Origin of the sequence: Massilia sp., from assembly GCF_031995545.1 — a bacterium.
In the GTDB taxonomy this organism is placed as follows: Bacteria; Pseudomonadota; Gammaproteobacteria; order Burkholderiales; family Burkholderiaceae_D; genus Telluria.
The window spans coordinates 187005-212451 of sequence record NZ_DAMAGA010000002.1 but is presented as its reverse complement, the minus strand read 5'-3'; the positions used below and the strand labels follow the sequence as shown (position 1 = coordinate 212451).

Below are 25447 nucleotides of genomic sequence, written 5' to 3'. Positions count from 1 at the left end.
GCAGGCGGGAACCTAAGTTTGCACGCGTTACCGCAGTGCGGATAACTTAGGTTCCCGCCAAGGGGAACGCCCAGTTCGGGAATGACGGTAATTTTAGAGCTAACACTCTCTGCACCCCACAGGTGCGCAACAGCATACTGACATGTCCAAACCAGAAAAAATCGTCGCCATCAAAGGCATGAACGACATCCTCCCCGCAGACGCACCGCTGTGGGAGCTGTTCGAGAACACCACCGAAACGATCCTGAAAAGCTACGGCTACCAGAAGATCGTGACCCCGATCGTCGAGGAAACCCGTCTGTTCTCGCGCGCCATCGGCGCCGTGACCGACATCGTCGAGAAGGAAATGTATTCCTTCGAAGACTCGATGAACGGCGATCAATTGACCCTGCGTCCGGAAGGCACCGCCAGCGTGGTGCGCGCCGTGCTCGAACATAACCTGGTCTACGACGGCCCGCGCCGCCTGTGGTACAAGGGCCCGATGTTCCGCCACGAGCGTCCGCAGCGCGGCCGCTACCGCCAGTTCTTCCAGTTCGGCGCGGAAGCGGTCGGGTTCTCGGGTCCGGACATCGACGCCGAGCTGATCATGATGTGCCGCCGCCTGTGGGACGACCTCGGCATCCAGAACGTGCGCCTGGAACTGAACTCGATCGGCAACGCCGAAGAGCGCGCCCGTCACCGTACCGATCTGATCGCATACCTGGAAAAGCACGAAGACATCCTCGATGCCGAAGCCAAGCGCCGCCTGCACAGTAACCCGCTGCGCATCCTGGACACCAAGAACCCGGCGATGCAGGAAATGGTCAACGGCGCCCCGCGCCTGCTGGACTACCTGGGCGAAGAATCGCTGGCGCACTTCAACGGCGTCAAGAACATCCTCGACCGCGCTGCCGTCCAGTACACCGTCAATCCGCGCCTGGTGCGCGGCCTGGATTACTACAACCGCACCGTGTTCGAATGGGTCACCGACGAGCTGGGATCGCAGGGCACCATCTGCGCCGGCGGCCGCTACGATCCGCTGATCGAAACCTTCGGCGGCAAGGCCACCCCGGCAGTCGGCTTCGCGATGGGCATGGAACGCATCATCGAGCTGATGAAGGCGATGGGCGAGCCGGCCCAGCCGAACACCTGCGACGTCTACATGGTCCATCAGGGCGACGAGGCGCGCATGCAGGCCTTCATCCTGGCCGAGCGCATTCGGGATGCCGGCCTGGATGTTGTGTTACATTGCGCCACGCCGGCCGGTGCGGGCAGCTTCAAGAGCCAGATGAAGAAGGCCGATGGCAGCGGCGCGGCGTTCGCCGTGATCATCGGCGAGGACGAAGTCGCCAAGGAAGTGGCGGCAGTCAAGTCGATGCGCGGCGAAGCGAACGAGCAGCAGCAGACCAGCGTGCCGTTCCTGGAAGTGGTCGACTACCTGGTCGACCAGATCATCAGCGGCGGCGGTCATGATCATGATCATGACCACGCTCATGATCACAACCACGGCCACGTGCATTACCATCCGTAATCACCAGTCCAAAACAGCAATCCGAACCTTTCATTAAAAGAAGACGCACATGGCATACGATCATCAAGAACAGGAACAGCTCGATTCCTTCAAGGCGTTCTGGGCGAAGTACGGCAGCATCATCACCTGGGTGCTGATCGTCGCGCTCGGCTCCTACGCCGGCTGGAACTACTGGAAATCGCACAAGCGCAACCAGTCGGCCGAAGCGTCGGCGCTGTACGACGAGCTGCAGAGCGCGATGATCGCCAACGACAATGCCAAGGTGCAGCGCGTGGCCGGCGACATCCGCGGCAAGTACGACGGCACCGCCTACGCCCAGATGGCTGCCATGGGCGCCGCCAAGGGTGCGTTTGAAGCGAACGACCTGAAGACCGCCAAGACCCATCTGCAGTGGGTGGTGGACAACGGCAACGACGAATTCAAGTCGATCGCGCGCATCCGCCTGGCCGGCGTGCTGCTGGACGAGAAAGCCTACGATGAAGCGCTGAAAGTCCTGAACGGCAAGGTGCTGCCGCAGTTCGAAGCCGAAGCCAACGACCGCAAGGGCGACGTGCTGGTGGCGCAGAACAAGCTGAAGGAAGCGCGCGACGCCTATGTGGCGGCGATCGCGGCCATGGATGCGGGCAGCCCGGGCCGCCAGGTCGTGGTCATCAAGCTAGAATCGATCGGCGGCACTGCGCCGGTCGACAAGAAAGCCGAAGAACAAAAGGCGGCCGCACAGAAAGCAGCCGCGTAAAATTTCCGCATGAGATGGCCCGCGTATGCCTTTAAGGGAAGCGCTAAAAACCGTCGCGAGCGGCAGCAGATTCGGTTGAGAAGCGCAGTCGTACGAATGTACGGCGAGCATCGCAAACCGAAGCTGCAACGCGCAGTAGGTTTTTAGCGCTTCCCGCAGGCGGCGCGGGCTTTGCGTCCTTTTAGTCCAGGAACAAGGTAGAAGAAAATGCGTATTAGCAGGAAGCTTGTTGGTGTTGGCGTGCTGGCCCTGATGACGGGTTGCTCGACCCTGAGTTCGCTCAATCCCTTCGGCGACAAGGAAAAGGCCGATCAACCGGCCAAGCTGGTCGAGCTGAAGGGCACGATGGCCGTGCGCACCGCATGGAAACTCGACATCGGCAAGTCGCAGGGCTACCAGTTCTCGCCGGCGCTGACCGGCAACACCCTGGTGGTGGCCAGCAGCACCGGCGCCATCGCGCGCGTCGAAGCGGCCGACGGCAAGCAGCTGTGGCGCATCAAGACTGACGACGAGCTGAGCGCGGGCGTCGGCACCGACGGCAACCTGATCGTGGTCGGCGGCGCCAAGGGCAAGCTGCTGGCCTTCGACATGGACGGCAAGGCCATGTGGGACACCCAGCTCTCGAGCGAGATCCTGTCGGCCCCGGTCGTGTCGCAAGGCATCGTGGTGGCGCGTTCGATCGATAACCGCATCGTCGGCTTCGACGCCAGGACCGGCGAAAAGAAATGGACCGTGCAAAAGGCGGTGCCGCCGCTCACCCTGCGCACCGCGCCGGGCATGATCGTGGCCGGCAGCGACGTGATCGTCGCCCAGCCGGGCGGCAAACTCTCGGCCCTGATCCTGGCCACCGGTGCTCCGCGCTGGGACGTCGAGGTCGGCGTGGCGCGCGGCGCCACCGAACTGGAGCGCGTGACCGATATCGGCGGCGCCCCGGTGCTGTTCGAGCAGGACGTCTGCGCCGTCTCGTACCAGGGCCGCGTCGGCTGTTTCGACCTGGCCACCGGCTCGGCGCGCTGGACGCGTGAACTGTCGTCCGATGTCGGCGTCGCGGTCGACCAGCGCTTCGTGTTCGCCCCGGACGACAAGGGCGGCCTGAATGCGTTCACGCGCGACACCGGCAACAGCAGCTGGAAGAACGACAAGCTGTCGTTCCGCCGCCTGTCGACGCCACTCTCTTATGGCCGCGCCGTCGCGGTCGGCGACTACGAAGGCTATGTGCACTTCCTGTCGCGCGAAGACGGCACTTTCCTGGCACGCGCCGCCACCGATGGCAGCCCGATCGTGGGCACGCCGCTGGTGGCAGGCACGAACCTGATTTTTCAAACACAAAACGGAACAGTGACCGCGATCGCGGTCGAATGAATTAACACATGAAGCCGGTAATCGCACTCGTCGGTCGTCCCAATGTCGGGAAATCGACCCTATTCAACCGCCTGACCCGTTCGCGTGACGCGCTGGTGGCCGACCTCCCAGGCCTCACGCGCGACCGCCACTATGGCGAAGGCCGGATCGGCGAACGGCCGTTCCTGGTCATCGACACGGGCGGTTTCGAGCCGGTCGCCAAGGAAGGCATCATGCACGAAATGGCGCTGCAGACGCGCCAGGCCGTGGCCGAGGCCGACGTGGTCGTGTTCATCGTGGACGGCCGCCAGGGCCTGACCCCGCACGACAAGACCATTACCGACTACCTGCGCAAGAGCGGCCGTAACGTCATGCTGGTGGTCAACAAGTCGGAAGGCATGAAGTACACCTCGGTCACCGCCGACTTCTACGAGCTCGGCATGGGCGACCCGTACGTCATTTCCGCCGCGCACGGCGACGGCGTGCACGATCTGGTCAACGAAGCGCTCGACATCGCCTTCGCCAGCCGCCCGGACGAACCGGAAGAGCTGGAACCGGCCGACCACGGCTTCAAGATCGCCATCGTCGGCCGCCCGAACGTGGGCAAGTCCACGCTGATCAACACCCTGGTCGGCGAGCAGCGCGTGATCGCGTTCGACATGCCGGGCACCACCCGCGACGCGATCGAAGTCCCGTTCGAGCGCGACGGCAAGAAGTTCACCCTGATCGACACCGCCGGTATCCGCCGCCGCGGCAAGATTTTCGAAGCCATCGAGAAGTTCTCGGTGGTCAAGACCATGCAGTCGATCTCGGATGCCAACGTGGTCATCCTGCTGCTCGACGCCCAGCAGGACATCTCCGAGCAGGACGCCCACATCGCCGGCTTCATCCTGGAGTCGGGCAGGGCGCTGGTGGTGGCGGTCAACAAGTGGGACGGCCTGCAGTCGGACCAGCGCGACCAGGTCAAGAATGACCTCGACCGCAAACTGGACTTCCTCGGCTTCGCCAAGACCCACTTCGTGTCGGCATTGCGCGGCACCGGCATCACCCAGCTGATGAAGTCGGTCGAGTCGGCCTATGCCGCTGCCACCGCCAACCTGTCGACCCCGCGCCTGACCCGCGCGCTGCAGGAGGCAGTCGAGAAGCAGGAACCGAAGCGCAAGGGCACCTCGCGCCCGAAGATGCGCTACGCCCACCAGGGCGGCCAGAATCCGCCGATCATCGTCATCCACGGCAATGCGCTGGAAGGCATCACCGAACCCTATAAACGCTACCTGGAAAAGCATTTCCGTGAGACGTTCAGCCTGGTCGGCACCCCGCTGCGCATCGAACTGCGTAGCGGCAAGAATCCGTTCGCAAAAGATTGAGTGTTGCTACGGCTGAGGTCAAGGCCGAGGTCCACTTAACTCCGTCTTAAGTGGGCCTTAGCAGTACGACAAAAACTGGCGAAACAGGTTACAGTAGCTCACCGCTCGCATTCGCTCCTGCAGAATGCGGCCAAGACCTTGAAAACAGGCAAATCGCCTCAAACTTTTAACTACAACAACATTACGGAGCTGTCATGAGCAACAAAGGGCAACTGTTACAAGACCCATTCCTCAACGCCTTGCGCAAGGAACACGTCCCTGTCTCGATCTACCTCGTCAACGGTATCAAACTCCAGGGCCACATCGAATCCTTCGACCAATATGTCGTTTTGCTTCGTAATACCGTGACCCAGATGGTCTACAAGCATGCCATTTCCACCGTCGTGCCGGCCCGCGCCGTCAACCTTAACCTCGACTCCAACGAAGCCGAGTAAGGCCGATGGCTGAAGCCCCCGGCACTCCAACCCTGCGCGCAGCGCTGGTCGGCATCGACTTCGGGACTGGCGACTTTGCCGCCAGCCTCGAAGAACTGTCGCTGCTTGCGCGCTCCGCCGGCGCCGAACCGATCACCACGATCACGGCAAAGCGCTCCAGCCCCGACGCCGCCCATTTCGTCGGCAGCGGCAAGGCCGACGAAATCGCCCTCGAAGCCAAGTCGCAGGGCGCCGAGATCGTCATCTTCAATCACGCCCTGTCGCCTGCCCAGCAGCGTAACCTCGAGCGCCGTCTCGAGCTGCGCGTGATCGACCGCACCAGCCTGATCCTCGATATCTTCGCCCAGCGCGCCAAGAGCCACGAGGGTAAATTGCAGGTCGAGCTGGCCCAGCTGCAGCACCTGGCCACGCGCCTGATCCGCGGCTGGACCCACCTTGAACGCCAGAAGGGCGGTATCGGCCTGCGCGGCCCCGGCGAAACCCAGCTCGAGACCGACCGCCGCCTGATCGGCGAACGGGTCAAGATGCTGCGCTCGCGCCTCGGCAAACTGCGCAAGCAACACGAAACCCAGCGCCGCCAGCGCGGCCGCAACCAGACCTTCTCGGTGTCGCTGGTGGGCTACACCAACGCCGGCAAGTCGACCCTGTTCAACACGCTGACCAAGGCCGGCGTGTATGTTGCGAACCAGCTGTTCGCGACCCTGGACACCACCAGCCGCCGCATGTACCTCGGCGACGAGGCCGGCAGTGTGGTGATCTCGGACACCGTCGGTTTCGTCCGCGAACTGCCGCACCAGCTGGTGGCCGCCTTCCGCGCCACGCTCGAGGAAACCATCCACGCCGACCTGCTGCTGCACGTGGTCGACGGCGCCTCGCCGGCGCGCATGGAGCAGATCGAGCAGGTCAACGAAGTGCTGCGCGAGATCGGTGCCGATCACGTGCCCCAGATCCTGGTCTGGAACAAGATCGACGCCGCCGGGCTGGAGCCCGCGGTCGAGCGTGATGAGTATGATAAGATCAGCCGGGTTTTCATCAGCGCCCATAGCGGCGCCGGCCTGGATCTGCTGCGCGACGCGATCGCCGAGGCGGCCAAGTCGGTGCAGCGCGAGCATCACCGGTACCAGCAGCCTTTCGAGGCCGAAGAATACGAAGAGCAGGACGCAGCCTTCGGGCTCGACGAAGACGACGCGTCGGTGGACGCGCGCTCTGGCGGTCCTGACGACAAGATGCCAACTTCCACCCCTACTACCCACGTCGGGCCACACTAGCCTATGTTTGTTTCTATACTAAAAAGATTCGGCGTCAAACTGTCGCTGAACGATCCACGCTGGGGACGCAACCCGGACGACGACCGCAAGGCGCAGGAAGGCCGCCGCCCCGGCGACGGACCGCCCGACCTCGACCAGATGTGGCGCGACTTCAATGCGCGCCTGAACCGCATGTTCGGCGGCCGCGGCAATAACGGCGGCGACAACGGCGGCGCGGGCCGCGGCGACATGCGCGGCGCCGGCATCGGCGCCGGCGTGGTGGCCGTCATCGTCGGCCTGATCTGGCTCGCCAGCGGCGCCTTCATCGTGCAAGAGGGTAATGTCGGCGTGGTCACCACCTTCGGCAAGTACAGCCACTCGACCACGCCGGGTTTCAACTGGCGCTGGCCGTACCCGTTCCAGGCGCATGAAACCGTCAACGTGTCGCAGATCCGTACCGCCGAGATCGGCTACCGCGCCAACGTGCGCAACAAGCAGCCGCAGGAAGCGCTGATGCTCACCGACGACGAGAACATCATCGACATCCAGTTCGCGGTGCAGTACACGCTGAAGGACCCGGTCGCCTGGCTGTTCAACAACCGCGACCAGGACGACACCGTGCGCCAGGTCGCCGAGACCGCGATCCGCGAAGCCGTCGGCCGCAGCAAGATGGACTTCGTGCTGTACGAAGGCCGCGAGAAGGTCGCGACCGACGTCCAGGCGATGATCCAGCAGATCACCGACCGCTACAAGCTGGGCGCCCTGATCACCAACGTGACCATGCAGGGCGTGCAGCCGCCGGAGCAGGTGCAGAGCGCCTTCGACGACGCCGTGCGCGCCGGCCAGGACCGTGCCCGTGCCCGCAACGAAGGCGAGGCGTATGCCAACCAGATCATCCCGGCCGCGCGCGGCCAGGCCTTCCGCCTGCAGCAGGACGCCGAAGCGTACCGCTCGATGGTGGTCGAGAACGCGACCGGTAACGCCTCGCGCTTCGACCAGGTGGTGGCAGCCTACTCGCGTGCTCCGGCCGTGACGCGCGACCGCATGTATGTCGACACGATGCAGCAGATCTTCACCAACACCACCAAGGTGATGATCGATTCGCGCGCCGGCAACAACATGCTGTACCTGCCGCTGGATAAGCTGATGCAGCAGGTCCAGGCCAACGACGCCGCGATCGGCGGCAAGTCGGGTCCGGTGCAGGTGCAAGGGGGGGTACCTTCCTCGGCGCCGACCCCCGAAGTGACCCAAGCCATGGATGCGGTACGCGAGCGCGATTCGCGCAGCCGCGATTCTTCACGTGACCGGGAGACCCGCTGATGAACCGCCTTGTAACTTTATTCGTGGCGGGCTTCATCGCGTTGATGCTGCTGTCGTCCACCATCTTCGTGGTCGACCAGCGCCGCTACGCGATCGTGTTCGCGCTCGGCCAGGTCAAGGAAGTGATCGCCGAACCGGGCCTGCACTTCAAGTTGCCGCCGCCGTTCCAGAACGTGATCTACCTGGACAAGCGCATCCTGACCCTGGACACGCCTGACGCCGACCGTTTCATCACGGCCGAGAAGAAGAACATCCTGGTCGACGCCTTCGTCAAATGGCAGATCGCCGATCCGCGCCTGTACTACGTCAGCTTCACCGGCGACGAAAGCCGCGCGCGCGACCGCATGTCGCAGATCATCAAGGCGGCGCTCAACGACGAGATCACCAAGCGCACCGTGCGCGAAGTGATTTCCGGCGAGCGCGCCCGTGTGATGGAAGCGGTGCGCGAGAAGGTCGTGGCCGAAGCCAAAGAGATCGGCGTCGGCATCGTCGACGTGCGCCTCAAGCGCGTCGACTACATCGACCAGATCAACAACTCGGTGTACGAACGCATGCGCGCCGAGCGCGTGCGCGTGGCCAACGAACTGCGTTCGACCGGTGCCGCCGAATCCGAGCAGATCCGTGCGGATGCCGATCGTCAGCGCACCGTGATCATCGCTGAAGCGTTCCGCGACGCCGAGAAGATCAAGGGTGACGGCGATGCCAAGGCATCGGCGATCTATGCCGATTCGTTCGGCAAGAATCCGGAATTCGCCAAGTACTATCGTTCGCTCGAAGCGTACCGCGCCAGCTTCAAGGATCGCAGCGACGTGCTGGTGGTCGATCCGAGCTCGGAGTTCTTCAAGTACATGAAGGCGCCGGCGGCAGGGCGCTAAGCGCTAGCCTGCAGTGCTTGTCAAAGGGCTCTTGCGACAGCGAGGGCCCTTTTTACGTCGGGTTGGCAGGGGAGCCGCCAACCCTGCAATCGTGGCAGAATGTTAACCTGCCGACTTGTCTAGGCAGCATTCGCTGCCTCATCCCACCTGTTTTCGGTTAAAATCACCGATTCGGCGTTCGCGCCGCGCGTCGGCACGTCCATCGCTGCCCGCCTGTCACCAACTCCCATTACGCTGTTGCCCATGCCGAACTGGCTATTGCCTGAGAATATCGCCGATGTCTTGCCGTCCGAAGCGCGCAAGATCGAAGAGCTGCGCCGCCTGATGCTCGACAACTTCCGGCTGTACGGCTACGAGCTGGTCATGCCGCCGCTGCTCGAGTACACCGAGTCGCTGCTGGCCGGCGCCGGTCTAGATACCGATATCAAGACCTTCAAGGTCGTCGATCCGCAGTCGGGCCGCCTGCTCGGCCTGCGCGCCGACATGACCACGCAGGTGGCGCGCATCGACGCCCACCTGCTGAATCGCGAATCGATCACCCGCCTGTGCTACGCCGGCAGCGTGCTGCATACCCGTCCGTCGGGCCTGCACGCGACGCGCGAGCCGGTGCAGATCGGCGCCGAGATCTACGGCCACGCCGGCCTGGAAGCCGACGCCGAGATCCAGGAGCTGGCGCTCGGCACGCTGGCCCTGGCCGGCTTCGAAAAAGTGCGCCTGGACCTGGCCCACGTCGGCGTGCTGCGTGCACTGCTGAACGAAGACCCGGCCGCCAAGCGCGACGAGACCCAGATCTACAGCCTGCTGCGCGCCAAGGATGCGCCGGGCCTGGACGAGATCTCGACCAACTACTACCCGCAGACGCGCCAGGCGCTGCTCGCGCTGCCGCACCTGTACGGCGACGTCGAAGTGCTGGCGAAAGCGCGCGAAACGCTGCCGGCGCTGCCGGGCATTCAGCGCGCGCTGGCCGAACTGGCGGCGCTGGCGGCCTCGGCCATTGGCCGCGCCGATGTAGCGATCGACCTGGCCGACCTGCGCGGCTACCAGTACGAAAGCGGCGCCATGTTCGCGCTGTACGTGCCGGGCCTGCCGAATGCCGTCGCGCGTGGCGGCCGCTACGACCACGTGGGCGAGGCCTTCGGCCGTGCGCGTCCCGCGACCGGCTTCTCGCTCGACCTGCGCGAACTGGCGCGGCTGCTGCCGATCGCCGAGCGCAAGCATTCGATCCGCGCCCCGTGGGGCAACGCGCCCGAGCTGCGCGAAAAAATCGCTGACCTGCGCAAGGCAGGCGAAGTCGTGATCCAGAGCATGCCGGGTCACGACAATATTCAGGACGAGTTCGAGTGCGACCGCGTGCTCGTCCTCGAAAACGGAAATTGGATTCTCAAAAACTTAGGTTAAGTGATGTCAAATACTAACGTGGCAAAAAACGTCGTCGTCATCGGTACCCAGTGGGGCGATGAAGGCAAGGGCAAGATCGTCGACTGGCTGACCGACCACGCCGCCGGCGTGGTGCGTTTCCAGGGCGGCCATAACGCCGGCCATACCCTGGTGATCAAGGGCCAGAAGACCGCGCTGCAGCTGATCCCGTCGGGCATCATGCGCGAAGGCGTGGCCTGCTACATCGGCAACGGCGTGGTGGTCTCGGTGCCGGACGTGATGCGCGAGATCGACAAGCTGCAAGCGGCCGGCATCGAAGTCGTGTCGCGCCTGAAGATCTCGGAAGCCTGCCCGATCATCCTGCCTTACCACGTCGCCATCGACAAAGCCCGTGAAGCAAAACGCGGCGAGAACAAGATCGGCACCACCGGCAAGGGCATCGGCCCGGCCTACGAAGACAAGGTCGCGCGCCGCGCGATCCGTATCGCCGACCTGCTCAACGAAGAACGCTTCGCCGAAAAGCTCAAAGAGAACCTGGAATACCACAACCACGTGCTGGTGAACTACCTGGGCGCCGATCCGATCGACTTCCAGACCACCTACGACGATGCGATGGCACTGGTGCCGCGCCTGCGTCCGATGGTCGCCGACGTCTCGTCGCTGCTGTACGCCGCGCACAAAGAGGGCGGCAAGCTGCTGTTCGAAGGCGCCCAGGGTTCGCTGCTGGACGTCGACCACGGCACTTATCCGTTCGTCACCTCGTCGAACTGCGTGGCGGGCAATGCCGCCGCCGGTGCCGGCGTCGGCCCGAACATGCTGCACTACATCCTGGGCATCACCAAGGCCTACACCACCCGCGTCGGTTCGGGCCCGTTCCCGGCCGAACTGCCGACCGACGCCGGCGTCGGCGAGCACCTGTCGCGCGTCGGCCACGAGTTCGGCACCGTCACCGGCCGCGCCCGCCGCTGCGGCTGGTTCGACGCCGCGCTGCTGCGCCGCTCGGTGCAGATCAACGGCGTGTCGGGCATGTGCCTGACCAAGCTGGACGTGCTGGACGGCCTGGAGTCGCTCAAGCTGTGCACCGGCTACAAGATCGACGGCCGTAGTGTCGATATCTTCCCGGTCGGCGCCGAAGAAGCCGCCCTGTGCGAGCCGGTGTACGAAGAGATGCCGGGCTGGAGCGAGTCGACCGTCGGCGCCAAGTCGATGGCAGACCTGCCGGCCAACGCCCAGGCCTACATCAAGCGCATCGAAGAACTGGTTGGCGTACCGATCGACATGGTGTCGACCGGTCCTGACCGCGAAGAGACCATCGTCCTGCGCCATCCGTTCGCAGCATAATTTAGAAGATTTGGAGTACTGAAAGATGAACACCCCTGTATCGACCGACAAGGACCTGTGGGTTTCCTGGGACGACTACAACCGCCTGGTCGAGCGCCTGGCGCTGCAAGTGTATGAATCGAACTGGAAGTTCGACATGGTGCTGTGCCTGGCGCGCGGCGGCGTGCGTCCGGGCGACGTGATCTCGCGCATCTTCGACGTGCCGCTGGCGATCCTGTCGACCAGCTCGTACCGCGAAGAAGCCGGCACCAAGCAGGGCAACCTGGACATCGCCAAGTACATGACGATGACCAAGGGCCCGCTGGCTGGCCGCATCCTGCTGGTCGACGACCTGGCCGACTCCGGCGTGACCCTGCAGCGCGTGCGCGAGCACCTGCAGACCAACTACCCGGACGTCAGCGAAGTCAAATCGGCCGTCATCTGGGTCAAGGGTACCTCGGCCTTCAAGCCGGATTACCACCTGCAGGACCTGCCGCACAATCCGTGGATTCACCAGCCGTTCGAAGATTACGACGGCCTGCGTCCGCACCAGCTGTCGGCGTGGCTGAAGAAGTTCGAGAAGTAATCCGGTCGTTACGGGATGAATGAAGCAGGGAAGGGCGCGAGCTCTTCCCTGTTTTTTTATGCGCGCCGATTAAAGTAAAGACGGCGGCGCTTGAATATGCCCCGGGCATGGCCGGGCCGGTGACTTTTGTCCAGCCGTCTTAGATAATTGATCGGTTGAAACTTTCGATTGTCGACCGTGATTCTTCCTTTCCTGCGCCGCAGCGCTGTTGCTGCCCTGTTCGCCCTGCCGGTCTTGCCGGCAGCCCACGCCGCGGGACAAGCGTCCGCGCCTGAAGCACCCTCGAAGGCAGAACCGGCCGCCAAGCCGGTCGCGCCGGCCAAGCCTGTCATCCTGCGCGCGGCCGAGCGCGCCCTGATCGAAGTACAGGATGTACTGGAAACCGGCCCGCACCTGGGGCGCAATATCGAGCGCCTTGCCGAATATCAATTCAGTCCCGAGACCGCGCGCCTGCTGGAGCAGGCCATCGGCACCGCGTCACCGATTCGCATCGAGCGCCTCGGCAAGCGCGACGGCCAGGACGCCTACCGCCTGGTACTGCCGGCGCGCGAGCATACGCTGGAGGATGGCGTGCGCATCAGCTGGAGCGAGTCGCCGACCGAGCTGCGGGTCGACAAGAGCGGACGCCGTTTGACGTCGCGCGGCACCTGGGCGGCGCTCGACGTGCAAGGCAAGGAGATGGGCGTCGCCGCGCGCGACATGACGACCGCCACCGACCAGCGACTCGGCAAGGGCCGGCTGTGGTTCGGCACGATACAGGCCGATGTCGCGCACATCGATCTGCAGCTGCCCCAGCCGGGCCAGGGTGCGCGGCCCGGCCCGCCGGGCGAACCGGTCAGGATCGCCCTGGACGGCCTGAGTTTCAGCAGCCGCACCACCGAGCGCGCCAGCAAGATGGACATCGTGCAGCGCATGCGCATCGGCAGCATCGGCATCGCCGGCGAACAGGTGAGCAACCTGATCATGAACTACCGCCTCGACAACATCGACAAGCAGAACATGATCGAGATGACGGCGCGCGAACGCAAGATCAAGACCGAGGACACCGAGCGCAATGCGGCCGACCTGCTGTCGATGCTCAAGGACGTGGCGCGCGCATCGAGCAAGGCCGGCACCGCGCTCACCATCGAGCGCATCAGCGCCGACTACGGCGGCCACACCTTCACCCTGCAGGGACGGGTCGCGCTCAAGGGCGCGAAGGAAAGCGATTTCGACGACCTGGCGCAGCTGGTCAAGCGCGTCGACGCCAGGTTCGACATCGCGGTGCCGGTGGCGCTGGTGAAGGCCGGCGCGCTGTCGGCCGCCAAGCGCCAGCTGGCCGCGGCCGGCAATGCCGGCCAGGACCCGGCGGCGATGGCGCAGACCATGACCGATGTGGTGGTCGGCAAGTTGCTGGGAGAGGGCTTTGCCAAGCTCGACAAGGGCGTGCTGCGCGCCACCATCACGGTGCGCGGCGGTCAGCTGCGCGTCAATGGCAAAGAGGTGTCGCTGCCCAAGCCGCCGCCGCAGCCACCGGTCCCCGATGGCGGGCCGATGGCGGCGATGCCGGCGCGCCAGGTCAGCGGTTCCTGCACGATGCCGGAATTCCCGGCCGAAGTGGTCGCCAAGGACGCGCCGTTGGCACTGAGCCTGCGCGTGCATGTGGACGCGAGCGGCGTGCCGGGCCAGATCGCGTTGGTGGCGCCCAGCGCCTGGCCCGACTACGATCGCCAGGTTCTCGCTGCCCAGGCCGCTTGCCGCTATATCCCCGCGCTGCAGGGCAATACCCCGGTAGCGCAGACCCTCACGATCCGCATCACGCGCGATCCGGGCACCACACGGCCCTGAGCCTCGCTGCGCCGGCTGGCCCGGCAAGCCCTTCGCACATCGGCAAAACTGCCGATGTGCATATGCACTCTGCTAAGATTGCGGCCACGCCCTTGCCGCACTCGCCGCATCCGGGTTTGCCAACAATAACAAACCATGACCCAAAGCTTCTTCCAGACCTTCATCCTGCTCATCCTCGTCACCGACCCCTTTGGTAACGTCCCCCTGTTCGCCGCCGCCCTGAAAGACACGCCAATCGAACGCCGCGGCAAGATCGTGGTGCGCGAATGCGCGATCGCCTTCCTGTTGCTACTGGTGTTCATGTTCTTCGGCAAGCACTTCCTCGAAGCGCTGCACCTGAGCCCGGTGGCGCTGCGCATCGGCGGCGCCGTGATCCTGTTGATGATCGCGATCCGCATGATCTTCCCGCACCCCGATGGCGTGCTGGGCAAGAGCGAACACGGCGAGCCGTTCATCGTGCCGCTGGCGATTCCCGCGCTGGCCGGTCCGTCGGCACTGGCCACCGTGCTGCTGTTTTCCTCGACCAGCTTCACCGAAACCATGGTCCACGTGGCGGCGCTGGCCGCGGTCGGCGTGGTCTGGCTGGCAGTGTTCCTCAGTGCCGAGAAGCTGCAGCAAAAGCTCGGTCCACAGGTGATGACGGCATTCGAGCGCCTGATGGGCCTGATTCTGACGGCGATGTCGATCGAAATGCTGCTCGGCGGTATCCGCGAGTTCATACAGACCTTGTAACTCGTGCAAGCCGTGCGAGTGCCGACGCACGAATCTGGCACACTCTGGACACGCATGTGGCGTGTTACCAGGGAGTTGTCGGAGGAATGAATCGGGACCATGATCAAGGGCGGAAGCAGGGCAGGGAGTCAGAACCCCCGTCCGAATCGCTGCCGTTCCTGAGCGGCGGCGGCATGATGGGCGCGATGATGCGCGCCCACGACTGGTCGGCCTCGCCGCTCGGGCACCCGCGCACCTGGCCGCAGGCGCTGCGCACCGTGGTTGGCCTGATGCTCAACTCCAAGTTCCCGATGTTCGTGGCCTGGGGCGATGAGCTCGGCTTTTTGTACAACGATTCCTACATCGCCATCCTCGGCGAAAAGCATCCGAGCGCGCTGGGCCGGCGCTTCCACGACATCTGGGCCGAGATCTGGCAGGACATCTATCCGCTGATCGATCGCGCCATGAATGGCGAAGCCAGCTACATGGACCGGCTGCCGCTGCGCATGCGCCGCCACGGCTACGACGAGCAGACCTGGTTCCGCTTCTCGTATTCGCCGGTGCGTGGCGACGACGGCGCCGTGGCCGGCATGTTCTGCGCCTGCGTCGAGATGACCGGCGAGGTGCTGGCCCAGCGCTACCGGGACGAAGAGAACGAGCGCCTGGTGACGCTGTTCGAGCAGGCGCCCGGCATCATCGCCGTGCTGCGCGGGCCGGACCACGTGTTCGAGCTCACCAACCGTTCCTACCTGGCGCTGATCGGCCACCGCGCCCTGGTCGGTAAACCCGCGCGCGAAGCGCTGCCCGAAGTGCAGGGGCAGGGCTTCTTCGAGCTGCTCGACCACGTGTACCAGAGCGGCCAGCCGTTCGTCGGCCACGCCGTGCCGCTGCGCGTGCAGCGCGACCAGAACGATCCCAATGCGCCGCTCGAAGAGCGCTTCATTGACTTCGTCTACCAGCCGATCCACGACGCGCACGGCAAAGTGTCGGGCATCTTCGTCGAAGGCAGCGACGTCACCGCGCGCAAGCGCATCGAGGACGAACTGCGCGCCGCCAACCGCCAGAAGGACCAGTTCCTGGCGATGCTGGCGCACGAGCTGCGCAATCCGCTGGCGCCGATCACCACCGCGGCGCAGCTGCTGCAGCGCGGCCAGATGGACCCGCCCGGCATCCAGCGCGCCAGCGACATCATCGCGCGCCAGGCCGCCCACATGACAGCGCTGGTGAACGATTTGCTGGACGTGTCGCGCGTGACGCGCGGCCAGGTAACGCTCAGCCGCGAACCGCTCGACATGACGGCGATCGTGGGCGAAGCGGTAGAGCAGGTGCGCCCGTTGATCGACACCCGCCACCACACGCTGCAGGTCGAGACCGCGCCCGAATCGTTGCGCGTGGAGGGCGACCGCACGCGCCTGATCCAGGTGCTGTCGAACATCCTGAACAACGCCGCCAAGTACACGCCGCCGGGCGGACGCATCGTGCTGCGCGCCGGCGTCGAGGCCGACTGCGTGACGATCGCGGTGCGCGACAACGGGCAGGGGATCGACCCGCCGGTGCTGCCGTATATCTTCGACCTGTTCATCCAGGCAGAGCGCACGCCCGACCGTTCGCAGGGCGGGCTTGGATTGGGACTGGCGCTGGTGAAAAGCCTGGTGGCGCTGCATGGCGGACGGGTCGATGCGCGCAGCGAAGGGCCGGGCACGGGGAGCGAGTTCGTGGTGCACCTGCCGCGGCTGGTGCCGTCTGGCGTGGAGGAGGAGGTATCGGAGGCCGTGGCGGCGAGCGCTGGCCAGGGTTTGCGCATCCTGGTGGTGGACGACAACGTCGACGGCGCCGAGATGCTCGGCACGCTGCTGGAGATGAATGGCTACCAGACCACGCTGGCCTTCAATGGCGAGGATGGACTGGCCAGCGCGCTGCGCGTGCGGCCCGACGTTTGTCTGCTCGACATCGGATTGCCCGATATCGACGGGCACGAACTGGCGCGGCGTTTGCGCGGGATGCCGGAGACGTCAGGCGCGATGCTGGTGGCGCTAACGGGGTATGGGCAGGTGGAAGACCAGCAGCGGGCGCGCAAGGCGGGGTTCGATCATCACCTGGTCAAGCCGGCGGATCTGACCAAGTTGCTGGAGTTGTTGGCCACGGTATGAGCCCAGTGGCGAAATCATCGCCAGCTCAATCGCATTCGTTAGCCGAAAAACCGTCACCCCCGCGAAGGCGGGGGCCCAAGTTTGTCAGCGTTTCGGTAACGCCAGCAGAACTTGGGCCCCCGCCTTCGCGGGGGTGACGGGCTTCTTGTAACTGAAGGCGTTGCCGGTCCGCGCGAGGACCGCGCGATCATGCGGCCTACTTGCCGAGCATCGACACCACGTTGTCCGCCCCCGGCGCCCCAAACGCCTGCTGCTTGAGCACATGCAGCTGATCGCGCACCTGCGCCGCCTTCTCGAACTCGAGGTTCTTGGCGTGATCGACCATGAGCTTCTCGAGACGCTTGATCTCCTTGCTGATCTGCTTCTCGCTCATCGACTCGACCTTGGCTGTCGCCTCGTCTTCGTGGATGCCCTCGACCATGGCCTTCTGCGCGGCGTTGCTGTACACGCCGTCGATCATTTCCTTGATCTTCTTCTGCACACCCTTCGGCGTGATGCCGTTGGCTTCGTTGAAGGCGATCTGCTTGGCGCGGCGGCGTTCGGTTTCGTCGATCGCGCGGCGCATCGAATCGGTGATCTGGTCGCCGTACAGGATCGCCACGCCGTTCAGGTTACGCGCCGCGCGGCCGATGGTCTGGATCAGCGAACGTTCGGAACGCAGGAAGCCTTCCTTGTCCGCATCCAGCACCGCCACCAGCGACACTTCCGGCAAGTCCAGGCCCTCGCGCAGCAGGTTGATGCCGACCAGCACGTCGAAGGTGCCCAGGCGCAGGTCGCGCAGGATTTCCACCCGCTCCACGGTTTCGATATCGCTGTGCAGATAGCGCACCTTGATGCCATGATCGCCCAGGTACTCGGTCAGCTGCTCGGCCATGCGCTTGGTCAGCGTGGTCACCAGCACGCGCTCGTCCTTGGCGATGCGGTCGTTAATCTCGCTCATCAGGTCGTCGACCTGCGACAGGGCCGGGCGCACGATGATCTGCGGGTCGACCAGGCCGGTCGGGCGCACCACCTGCTCGACCACATTGTCGGCCTTGCCCTGTTCGTACTCGGCCGGCGTGGCCGAGACGAAAATGGTCTGGCGCGCCTTGCCTTCGAATTCCTGGAATTTCAGCGGCCGGTTGTCCAGCGCCGACGGCAGGCGGAAGCCGTAGTCGACCAGGTTGGTCTTGCGCGAACGGTCGCCGTTGTACATCGCGTTGAGCTGGCCGATCATCACGTGCGACTCGTCCATGAACATGATCGCGTCCTTCGGCAGGTAGTCGATCAGGGTCGGCGGCGGTTCGCCCGGCATCGCGCCGGACAGGTGGCGCGAGTAGTTCTCGATGCCTTTCGTGAAGCCGATCTCGGCCAGCATCTCGAGGTCGAAGCGGGTGCGCTGTTCGAGGCGCTGCTCTTCGATCAGCTTGTTCTGCTGGCGGAATTCTTCCAGCCGGTCGCGCAGCTCGGCCTTGATCGATTCGACCGCGCGCAACACGGTCGAGCGCGGCGTGACATAGTGCGAGCCCGGATACACGGTAAAGCGCGGAATCTTCTGGCGCACGCGGCCGGTCAGCGGGTCGAACAGCTGCAGCGATTCGATCTCGTCGTCGAACATCTCGACGCGGATCGCCAGTTCGGCGTGCTCGGCCGGGAAGATGTCGATGGTGTCGCCGCGCACGCGGAAACTGCCGCGCGAGAAATCCATCTCGTTGCGGGTGTACTGCATCTGGATCAGGCGCGCGATGATGTCGCGCTGCGCCACCTTGTCCTTGTGGCGCAGCGTCAGGATCATCTTGTGGTATTCGTTCGGATTACCGATACCGTAGATCGCCGACACCGTGGCCACGATGACCACGTCGCGCCGCTCCATCAGCGACTTGGTGCACGACAGGCGCATCTGCTCGATGTGCTCGTTGATCGACGAGTCCTTTTCGATGAACAGGTCGCGCTGCGGCACATAGGCTTCCGGCTGGTAGTAATCGTAGTAGGAGACGAAATACTCGACCGCGTTCTGCGGGAAGAACTCGCGGAACTCCGAATACAGCTGTGCCGCCAGGGTCTTGTTCGGCGCGAACACGATCGCCGGACGCCCGGCGCGCGCGATCACGTTGGCCATCGTATAGGTCTTGCCCGAGCCCGTTACGCCGAGCAGCGTCTGGTACGACAGGCCATCCTCGATGCCCTCGACCAGGCCTTCGATCGCGGTCGGCTGGTCGCCGGCGGGCGGGAAGGGCTGATGCAGCTTGAAGGGCGAATCCGGGTAGGTGATGACGGTCGGTTCGGGAGAAGTTGCGATGGATAAATCAGCCATACTTTCAGACCTTTGCTAGAATGAGAATCCGCTTGCGGCCTTGCATATCAAGGGCCGCTGTCTATACAACCGCTGCGAACCCAGCCGACAAACTTAGTTTATCACGATGACTTCCACTGCCTCTGCCAGCTTATTTGGCGCCATTGAAATGGCCCCGCGCGACCCGATCCTGGGCATCACCGAAGCCTTCAATGCCGATACCAATCCCGCCAAGATCAACCTCGGCGTGGGCGTGTACTACGACGACAATGGCAAGGTTCCACTGCTGGCTTGCGTGCAGAAAGCGGAAGCGAAACTGATGGAGCAGCCTGCGCCGCGCACCTACCTGCCGATCGACGGCCTGGCGGCGTACGACAAGGCGGTGCAAGAGTTGGTATTTGGTGCCGACAGCGCCGTAATTCAAGAGAAGCGTGCGATCACCGTGCAGGCCCTGGGCGGCACCGGCGCACTCAAGATCGGCGCCGATTTCCTCAAGCGCTTCGTGCCGCACGCCGACGTCTACATCAGCGACCCGAGCTGGGAAAACCACCGCGCGCTGTTCGAAAGCGCCGGTTTCACCGTGCACAACTACGCCTACTACGACGCGGCTACCCGCGGCGTGAACTTCGACGGCATGCTGGCTGCTTTGAAAGCAATGCCGGCCGGCTCGATCGTCGTGCTGCACGCCTGCTGCCACAACCCGACCGGCGCCGACCTGTCGCAAGAGCAATGGGACCAGGTCATCGCGGCAGTGAAGGCCGGCGGCCTGCTGCCGTTCCTGGACATGGCGTATCAGGGCTTCGCCGACGGCATCGCCGAAGACGGCGCCGTGGTGCGCCGCTTTGCCGATACCGGCATGCCGCTCCTGGTGTCGAACTCGTTCTCGAAGTCGTTCTCGCTGTACGGCGAGCGCGTCGGCGCGCTGTCGATCGTCGCCACCAGCGGCGAAGAAGCGGCGCGCGTGCTGTCGCAACTCAAGCGCGTGGTGCGCACCAACTACTCGAACCCGCCGACCCACGGCGGCAAGGTGGTCGCCACCGTGCTGTCGACCCCGGAACTGCGCCAGCTGTGGGAAGAGGAACTGGCCGGCATGCGCGTGCGTATCCGCGAAATGCGCGGCGCCATGGTCGAGAAGCTCAAAGAGAAAGCCCCGGGCCACGACTTCGAATTCGTGCGCCAGCAGGTGGGCATGTTCTCGTACTCGGGCCTGACCAAGGAGCAAGTGGGCAAGCTGCGCGACGAGTCGATCTACGCGGTGGACACCGGCCGTATCTGCGTGGCGGCGCTGAACTCGAAGAACATCGATCGCGTCGTTGACGCGATTGCCAAAGTTCTCTAAAATCGCGGCTCTCCGCACTTGCAGCAGCAGGTTCGGAGAGCAGCAAAGCAGGGCAGGTCGACAGCGGATTCGTTTGCAAGTTTGACAGAAACGTTTCACCAACCCTATAATGCATGCATCAATTCCCTGATAGCTCAGTCGGTAGAGCGACGGACTGTTAATCCGCAGGTCCCTGGTTCGAGTCCAGGTCGGGGAGCCAGAATTAGAAAAGGCCGCATCTCAGGATGCGGCCTTTTTCGTTTGCGCGCCGAACGCGCACGGGGAGCTTTATGAAGCAACTGCCAAACAGCCATGCCACCCTGATCGAGGGACAGATGTTCCGCTTTGCCAAGTCCGGGCAGGGCAGTCCATCGATCGTCCTGCTTGCCGGCCCCGGCGGGCCGCTCGATTCCTGGTACAAGCTGTATCCCGAGATCGAGCAGCTCGGCACGGTGTTCGCCTACGACCGCCCCGGCGTCGGCGGCAGCGCCAAGCCGCGTGAGGCACAGTACGGCGAGACCGTGGTGGCGCAGCTGCGCCTGCTGCTGCGCGCGGCCGGCGTCGAGCCGCCGTTCGTGCTGGTCGGGCATTCGTTCGGCGGCCTGCACGCCAACCTGTTCGCGCGCGAATTCGCGGACGAGGTGGCCGGGGTGCTGTTCCTGGAAGCGACCGCGCCGGAAGACGTCACCGGTCTGAAGCAGTTCCAGGCGCCGTGGCAGCGCGCCTTCATTCGCCTGCTCGACCGGGTGTCGCCGCGCGACAAGTTCGACGAGATCCGCAACCAGATGGAAACCCTGCGCGACATCGACGAGGCGCCGGCCTTCCCGCCGGTGCCGGTGACGGTGCTGTCGGGCGGCAAGCGCCTGCCGCGCTGGCTGGTGCCGCAGGCATTGGTGCGCGAGCGCGAGCGCACCCAGCTGGGGCTGGCGGCGCTGTCGCCGCTGGGCGAGCGGGTGGTGGCGCAGCACAGTGCGCACTTTCCGCAGACGTCGGAGCCGGAGGTGGTGCTGGACGCGCTCAGGCGGCTGGTCGCGCGCGTTCGGCGCGGCTGAGCGGCGTCAATTGACGTGTTTCGCGATTGAACCCTTGCGAAATCGAAAACAACCGGTATAATGCGGCCTCCATTCCCTGATAGCTCAGTCGGTAGAGCGACGGACTGTTAATCCGCAGGTCCCTGGTTCGAGTCCAGGTCGGGGAGCCAGAACAAGAGAAGGGCTGCGTCGGAAGATGCGGCCCTTTTTGCATTTGCCTGTACTTTGGACTTACTTCCTATAGCCTGCGCATTTCTTTCATGGGCTGAATCGGCCACTCACACTTTTATGGTTAGGAAATGTAAATTTTATAGATCGTGATTATACATTCGACAGGCGGTGTTGATGTTAAGCAGGCTTGTAAATACCTGATTTCCCTAGCAATAGACTCGAACATGGGTATAATTATTGCTCTGCAATCAATTGCGTTCGCGCCGAAATTTGAACTGAATTGATTTCTTGATTAACTACTATAATATTCATAACTATGAAAGTGTTCATAAGTTGGTCTGGGGAAATTAGTCATCGTGTAGCCAAAGTTTTGCGAGATTGGTTACCCTCAGTTATCCAGACTGTAGAGCCGTACGTTTCGTCTGAAGATATTGATAAGGGTACCCGTTGGTCTACGGATATCGCTGGGGAGCTAAGTGCATCGAGTTATGGGATTATTTGTTTAACGCGTGATAACCTCGCTGCTCCATGGATTAATTTTGAGGCGGGGGCGCTTGGTAAAAGTGTTGAGAAAAGCCGGGTAAGCCCATTTCTATTTGATCTTAAGCGGTCGGAAATTAGTGGTCCTATTCTTCAGTTTCAATCGACTATTGAGGAGAAAGATGATGTATTCAAACTTCTTCAGTCAATCAATAGCGCTTGTGAAAAAGACGGGCTTGATGATGTTCGACTCGCCAAAACGTTTGAAGTATGGTGGCCACGACTCGATGAAGAATTAAAGCAGATTAGGGCTTCGTTGCCCAAAGTGGAGCAAAAAGCCAAAGAGTTGCCTAAGCAGGCTCGAACTGAGAGCGTCCTTGAGGAATTATTGGAACTTACTCGAAATAACCATAAGATTCTTCGAGACCCGACGTCGCTACTTCCGCCGGACTATGTTTCGTCACTGTTGCTGCAAGATCGACATGAAGAAAGAATTCCTTCACCAGTTCTTGCGGATCTGCAGCGATATACATTGGAAGCTCGCTCTGCGCTTGAGCAACTCCGTCATGAGCTGATAACGCCAAATTCGCTCGTTGACATCGCGATTAAAGCGGTTGAAAAATTGGATATGCCCATACGCTATATCGTTAAGGAAGGTCATTTGCGCAGGCCGCTTGCTGCAAGGAATCGTTTCTCGTTGGATGCAGGTGTTAAAAACTGATAATCTGCAGCTCCGTGGTTCAGATCCAAGTTGGGTTATAGCAAGAGCGGGGGCATATAGATGTGCCCCTTTTTTACTAATGTGAGGGTATAAAAATAAGCATACAGTTGACAGTGCAGCTTTTCTAAGAGACGGTTTTAAAGCTTACCAGAAATGTATCCGGCGCAGTAAGGACGAGCCAAGGGCGATATAAATCATGACCTCGGAGACGTCGATGCATTGCTCGTAATCGCGTACCGAACGACGATAGCGCATTAACAATGTGAACGTTCTCTCGACGACCCAGCGGCACGGCTGACTAGGAAGCCCGTCTGGCCCTGCAAACCTTGGACGATCTCCACCGTATAGGCAAGGAAAGCGGCTTTGGCTAGCTGTGTGCGTCGGTCATAAGCCGCATCACCAAACAGAGGTTTGGCCCGAGGCCAGCGCTTGACCAATGCATCAAGCCCAACTGGGCGCCAGCCGAGTCAACGAAATCGACAGGCGTCAGGTTTACTGCTAGCGGGTGCCCATCGGTATCGACCGCAATATGCCCAGGCTGTGTAAAAACGTAGGCCGATGTAAACGAAACCGGTCAGGTAAACGTTGAGGAAGTATCTCATCACTGGGGTGCCAATTGAAGCGCTTTATCGAAGGCGAACATCGCGGGCAAGGGGGGCGCTGCTTCCTGAGCTTCTGGACGACTACGTAACTCAGGATAATCCGGTTCGTGTAGTCGATGTATTTGTTGAAGAACTTGATCTTTGCAGTCTCGGATTCGAGCGCGTACACCCGGCCAAGACTGGACGACCGGCTTACCATCCCGCTGTGCTGCTCAAGCTCTACATTTACGGCTACCTCAATCGTATCCAATCGAGCCGGCGACTTGAACGCGAGGCCCAGCGCAACGTCGAACTGATGTGGCTCACTGGACGCCTGGCGCCCGATTTCAAAACGATTGCGAACTTCCGAAAAAATAACGGCAAAGCGATCGGTAAAGTCTGCCGGCAGTTCGTCGTGCTGTGCCAGCAACTGGATCTTTTTCCGGATGCAGTCGTCGCTATCGACGGCAGCAAATTCAAGGCCGTTAACAGCAGCGACCGGAATTTTACCGATGCAAAACTCAAGCGCAGGATAGCGGAGATCGAAGCGAACATTGGTCGCTATTTAGCAGAACTCGATACCGCTGATCGGCATGAGCCGGCTACTGCACATTCGAAAAGCGCTCGTCTCAATGACAAGATCGCAGCGATGAAATCTCAAATGGCGACGCTCAGGGAAATTGAAGCGAAGCTGATAGAGACTGGGGAAACGCAGATTTCACTCACCGACCCGGACTCGCGCGCGATGATAACGCGCGGTTCGGGAATTGTTGGCTACAACGTGCAGACTGCAGTCGACGCCAAGCATCATTTTATCGTTGAGCATGAGGTCACTAATAACGGCAGCGACCGCGACCAACTGTCAGGTATGGCCAAGAAAGCCCGCGCCGCAATCGGCACGACGAAACTCACAGCAATTGCCGATCGCGGCTACTTCAAGGGCGAAGAAATTCTTGTCTGTCATGAGGCTGGCATCTCAGTCCTGGTACCGCCTACGAAGACTTCCGGGGCCAAGGCCGATGGCCGATTCGACAAGGCCGACTTCATTTACGACTCGCAAAAGAACGAATATCGCTGCCCGGCAGGTGAATCCCTGATATGGCGTTTCGCAAGCGTTGAAAAGGGTATGAAGCTGCATCGGTACTGGAGCTCGAACTGCAAGGGCTGCCACCTCAAGGACAAGTGCACGCCGAGTGCGCAACGGCGAGTGTCCCGCTGGGAGCATCAGAACGTGCTCGATGAGATGCGAAGGCGCCTTGAGCAGAATCCCGACGCCATGCGAATTCGGCGGTCCTCAGTCGAGCATCCGTACGGGACGATCAAATCCTGGATGGGGGCGACACACTTTCTGACGAAAGGACTGGAAGGCGTTGCAACCGAGATGAGCCTGCACGTGCTCGCATATAATTTCCGGAGATTGATAGCGGTACTCGGCATCACTGGCATGCTGGCCGCGATCCGGGCCTGTGCCCGTTTTCTGCAGCGTTTTAGCTTGTTCTGGAGGCTTCGTTTGCTCGAACTGCCGAAAGTGTCGGGCAGAGGTCAGGAGGCGCCACAGCCCTTCCTGGCACTCCACAATTAACCGAAAACTTGCTGTAACTGGTACCGCTGCCCGATTTCACGTTTTTACACGGCCTGTGCCGTTTGCGCCCGCTGACCTTTCTTGTGCACGTCATAACCTCTTTCACGCGCGCCTGTCGCTTTCACCGACTGGCTATCGACAATGTCGTCCGAGCGCCACTACGCGCTGCTCGCGCATCTGATCAGCATCAGCGCCAAGTCGTGGATCGTCTGGAACAGGAAGCATCGCATTAGGCGATAGAACCAGTATTACACATTCTGATAGGGCGGGACGTCGTTGGGAGGTATCCGCCATTCGCAGCCCGTACGGATTAGGTAGCGCAATGCGTTGACGATCTCGCGACGGTCTGTCCTCCGCAGACGGCGGTACCTGCCTTACCAGGCAAAAGCGGCTCGATGAGCTCCCATTCCTGATCGCTAGTATCGGTCGTATAGCCCCGCCGCTCCCTGCGCTCTACCACCTTGTGCCGCGTTCGCTACTCTTCTGTCCA

The 25447-nt window shown here is 62.5% G+C and carries 19 protein-coding genes, 2 tRNA genes and 1 pseudogene; 20 read left to right on the top strand and 2 right to left on the bottom strand.

The window, feature by feature from the left end; all coding sequences use genetic code 11:
- The first annotated feature begins 142 nt into the window (after positions 1-142).
- The 14 genes from hisS (at position 143) to RTQ83_RS02775 (ending at position 16801) form a co-directional block, all read left to right on the top strand.
- On the top strand, positions 143-1510 hold the full coding sequence (gene hisS, locus RTQ83_RS02840; RefSeq protein WP_312511112.1) for a histidine--tRNA ligase: 1368 nt from the start codon (positions 143-145) through the stop codon (positions 1508-1510).
- A 49-nt stretch (positions 1511-1559) separates the two neighbouring features.
- The gene (locus RTQ83_RS02835; protein ID WP_312511110.1) at positions 1560-2246 is read left to right on the top strand and encodes a tetratricopeptide repeat protein; all 687 of its coding nucleotides are present in this window, start codon (positions 1560-1562) and stop codon (positions 2244-2246) included.
- A gap of 207 nt (positions 2247-2453) precedes the next feature.
- Entirely contained in the window at positions 2454-3608 is a 1155-nt protein-coding gene (gene bamB, locus RTQ83_RS02830; protein ID WP_312511108.1) for an outer membrane protein assembly factor BamB, read from the top strand.
- An 8-nt stretch (positions 3609-3616) separates the two neighbouring features.
- Complete coding sequence (gene der, locus RTQ83_RS02825; RefSeq protein WP_312511106.1) at positions 3617-4954, top strand: ribosome biogenesis GTPase Der; 1338 nt, start codon at positions 3617-3619, stop codon at positions 4952-4954.
- A 194-nt stretch (positions 4955-5148) separates the two neighbouring features.
- A complete protein-coding gene (hfq, locus tag RTQ83_RS02820) occupies positions 5149-5388 on the top strand; it encodes an RNA chaperone Hfq (protein WP_005666255.1) in 240 nt (79 codons plus the stop codon).
- 5 nt (positions 5389-5393) lie between these two features.
- On the top strand, positions 5394-6656 hold the full coding sequence (gene hflX / locus RTQ83_RS02815; protein WP_312511104.1) for a GTPase HflX: 1263 nt from the start codon (positions 5394-5396) through the stop codon (positions 6654-6656).
- A gap of 3 nt (positions 6657-6659) precedes the next feature.
- Positions 6660-7955, top strand: coding sequence for an FtsH protease activity modulator HflK (gene hflK / locus RTQ83_RS02810; protein WP_312511103.1), 1296 nt, complete (start codon positions 6660-6662; stop codon positions 7953-7955).
- Positions 7955-8830 carry a protease modulator HflC gene (hflC, locus tag RTQ83_RS02805; protein WP_312511102.1) on the top strand — a complete coding sequence of 292 codons (876 nt, stop codon included), beginning with the start codon at positions 7955-7957 and terminating at the stop codon, positions 8828-8830. Before hflK ends, hflC begins: the two co-directional genes overlap by 1 nt.
- A gap of 243 nt (positions 8831-9073) precedes the next feature.
- Positions 9074-10228, top strand: a complete 1155-nt coding sequence (locus RTQ83_RS02800; protein WP_312511101.1) for an ATP phosphoribosyltransferase regulatory subunit — start codon at positions 9074-9076, stop codon at positions 10226-10228.
- A 3-nt stretch (positions 10229-10231) separates the two neighbouring features.
- The gene (locus RTQ83_RS02795; RefSeq protein WP_312511100.1) at positions 10232-11548 is read left to right on the top strand and encodes an adenylosuccinate synthase; all 1317 of its coding nucleotides are present in this window, start codon (positions 10232-10234) and stop codon (positions 11546-11548) included.
- Between the two features lie 25 nt (positions 11549-11573).
- A complete protein-coding gene (locus RTQ83_RS02790) occupies positions 11574-12113 on the top strand; it encodes a phosphoribosyltransferase (RefSeq protein WP_312511099.1) in 540 nt (179 codons plus the stop codon).
- A 177-nt stretch (positions 12114-12290) separates the two neighbouring features.
- Entirely contained in the window at positions 12291-13940 is a 1650-nt protein-coding gene (locus RTQ83_RS02785) for a DUF945 family protein (RefSeq protein WP_312511098.1), read from the top strand.
- 135 nt (positions 13941-14075) lie between these two features.
- Positions 14076-14672, top strand: a complete 597-nt coding sequence (locus RTQ83_RS02780; RefSeq protein WP_312511096.1) for a MarC family protein — start codon at positions 14076-14078, stop codon at positions 14670-14672.
- A gap of 86 nt (positions 14673-14758) precedes the next feature.
- On the top strand, positions 14759-16801 hold the full coding sequence (locus tag RTQ83_RS02775) for an ATP-binding protein (protein ID WP_312511095.1): 2043 nt from the start codon (positions 14759-14761) through the stop codon (positions 16799-16801).
- A 196-nt stretch (positions 16802-16997) separates the two neighbouring features.
- Here the strand turns inward: RTQ83_RS02775 and uvrB are convergent, their stop codons facing one another.
- Positions 16998-19094: an excinuclease ABC subunit UvrB gene (gene uvrB / locus RTQ83_RS02770; protein WP_312511094.1), complete on the bottom strand. Its 2097-nt coding sequence runs from the start codon at positions 19092-19094 to the stop codon at positions 16998-17000.
- A gap of 106 nt (positions 19095-19200) precedes the next feature.
- Here uvrB and RTQ83_RS02765 point away from each other — a divergent pair, with 106 nt between their 5' ends.
- From RTQ83_RS02765 to RTQ83_RS02740, 6 genes and pseudogenes are all read left to right on the top strand, one after another.
- Positions 19201-20412 carry an amino acid aminotransferase gene (locus tag RTQ83_RS02765; protein ID WP_312511093.1) on the top strand — a complete coding sequence of 404 codons (1212 nt, stop codon included), beginning with the start codon at positions 19201-19203 and terminating at the stop codon, positions 20410-20412.
- A 123-nt stretch (positions 20413-20535) separates the two neighbouring features.
- A tRNA-Asn gene (locus tag RTQ83_RS02760) sits at positions 20536-20611 on the top strand.
- A 70-nt stretch (positions 20612-20681) separates the two neighbouring features.
- Positions 20682-21443 (top strand): alpha/beta fold hydrolase, encoded by a 762-nt coding sequence (locus tag RTQ83_RS02755; protein WP_312511092.1) that lies wholly within the window; start codon positions 20682-20684, stop codon positions 21441-21443.
- A 73-nt stretch (positions 21444-21516) separates the two neighbouring features.
- Positions 21517-21592: transfer RNA gene (locus RTQ83_RS02750), tRNA-Asn, on the top strand.
- Between the two features lie 317 nt (positions 21593-21909).
- Positions 21910-22794: a TIR domain-containing protein gene (locus RTQ83_RS02745; RefSeq protein ID WP_312511091.1), complete on the top strand. Its 885-nt coding sequence runs from the start codon at positions 21910-21912 to the stop codon at positions 22792-22794.
- 616 nt (positions 22795-23410) lie between these two features.
- Positions 23411-24840, top strand: a pseudogene (locus RTQ83_RS02740) (IS1182 family transposase); the annotation flags it as partial.
- 365 nt (positions 24841-25205) lie between these two features.
- Here the strand turns inward: RTQ83_RS02740 and RTQ83_RS24265 are convergent.
- Entirely contained in the window at positions 25206-25316 is a 111-nt protein-coding gene (locus tag RTQ83_RS24265; RefSeq protein WP_409456073.1) for a transposase, read from the bottom strand.
- Positions 25317-25447 lie beyond the last annotated feature (131 nt).

Bases quoted from the DNA above. Each gene is read 5' to 3' on its own strand.
- hisS (WP_312511112.1), top strand. From the start codon at position 143: ATGTCCAAACCAGAAAAAATCGTCGCCATCAAAGGCATGAACGACATC.
- RTQ83_RS02835 (WP_312511110.1), top strand. From the start codon at position 1,560: ATGGCATACGATCATCAAGAACAGGAACAGCTCGATTCCTTCAAGGCG.
- bamB (WP_312511108.1), top strand. From the start codon at position 2,454: ATGCGTATTAGCAGGAAGCTTGTTGGTGTTGGCGTGCTGGCCCTGATG.
- der (WP_312511106.1), top strand. From the start codon at position 3,617: ATGAAGCCGGTAATCGCACTCGTCGGTCGTCCCAATGTCGGGAAATCG.
- hfq (WP_005666255.1), top strand. From the start codon at position 5,149: ATGAGCAACAAAGGGCAACTGTTACAAGACCCATTCCTCAACGCCTTG.
- hflX (WP_312511104.1), top strand. From the start codon at position 5,394: ATGGCTGAAGCCCCCGGCACTCCAACCCTGCGCGCAGCGCTGGTCGGC.
- hflK (WP_312511103.1), top strand. From the start codon at position 6,660: ATGTTTGTTTCTATACTAAAAAGATTCGGCGTCAAACTGTCGCTGAAC.
- hflC (WP_312511102.1), top strand. From the start codon at position 7,955: ATGAACCGCCTTGTAACTTTATTCGTGGCGGGCTTCATCGCGTTGATG.
- RTQ83_RS02800 (WP_312511101.1), top strand. From the start codon at position 9,074: ATGCCGAACTGGCTATTGCCTGAGAATATCGCCGATGTCTTGCCGTCC.
- RTQ83_RS02795 (WP_312511100.1), top strand. From the start codon at position 10,232: ATGTCAAATACTAACGTGGCAAAAAACGTCGTCGTCATCGGTACCCAG.
- RTQ83_RS02790 (WP_312511099.1), top strand. From the start codon at position 11,574: ATGAACACCCCTGTATCGACCGACAAGGACCTGTGGGTTTCCTGGGAC.
- RTQ83_RS02780 (WP_312511096.1), top strand. From the start codon at position 14,076: ATGACCCAAAGCTTCTTCCAGACCTTCATCCTGCTCATCCTCGTCACC.
- RTQ83_RS02775 (WP_312511095.1), top strand. From the start codon at position 14,759: ATGAATCGGGACCATGATCAAGGGCGGAAGCAGGGCAGGGAGTCAGAA.
- uvrB (WP_312511094.1), bottom strand. From the start codon at position 19,094: ATGGCTGATTTATCCATCGCAACTTCTCCCGAACCGACCGTCATCACC.
- RTQ83_RS02765 (WP_312511093.1), top strand. From the start codon at position 19,201: ATGACTTCCACTGCCTCTGCCAGCTTATTTGGCGCCATTGAAATGGCC.
- RTQ83_RS02755 (WP_312511092.1), top strand. From the start codon at position 20,682: ATGAAGCAACTGCCAAACAGCCATGCCACCCTGATCGAGGGACAGATG.
- RTQ83_RS02745 (WP_312511091.1), top strand. From the start codon at position 21,910: ATGAAAGTGTTCATAAGTTGGTCTGGGGAAATTAGTCATCGTGTAGCC.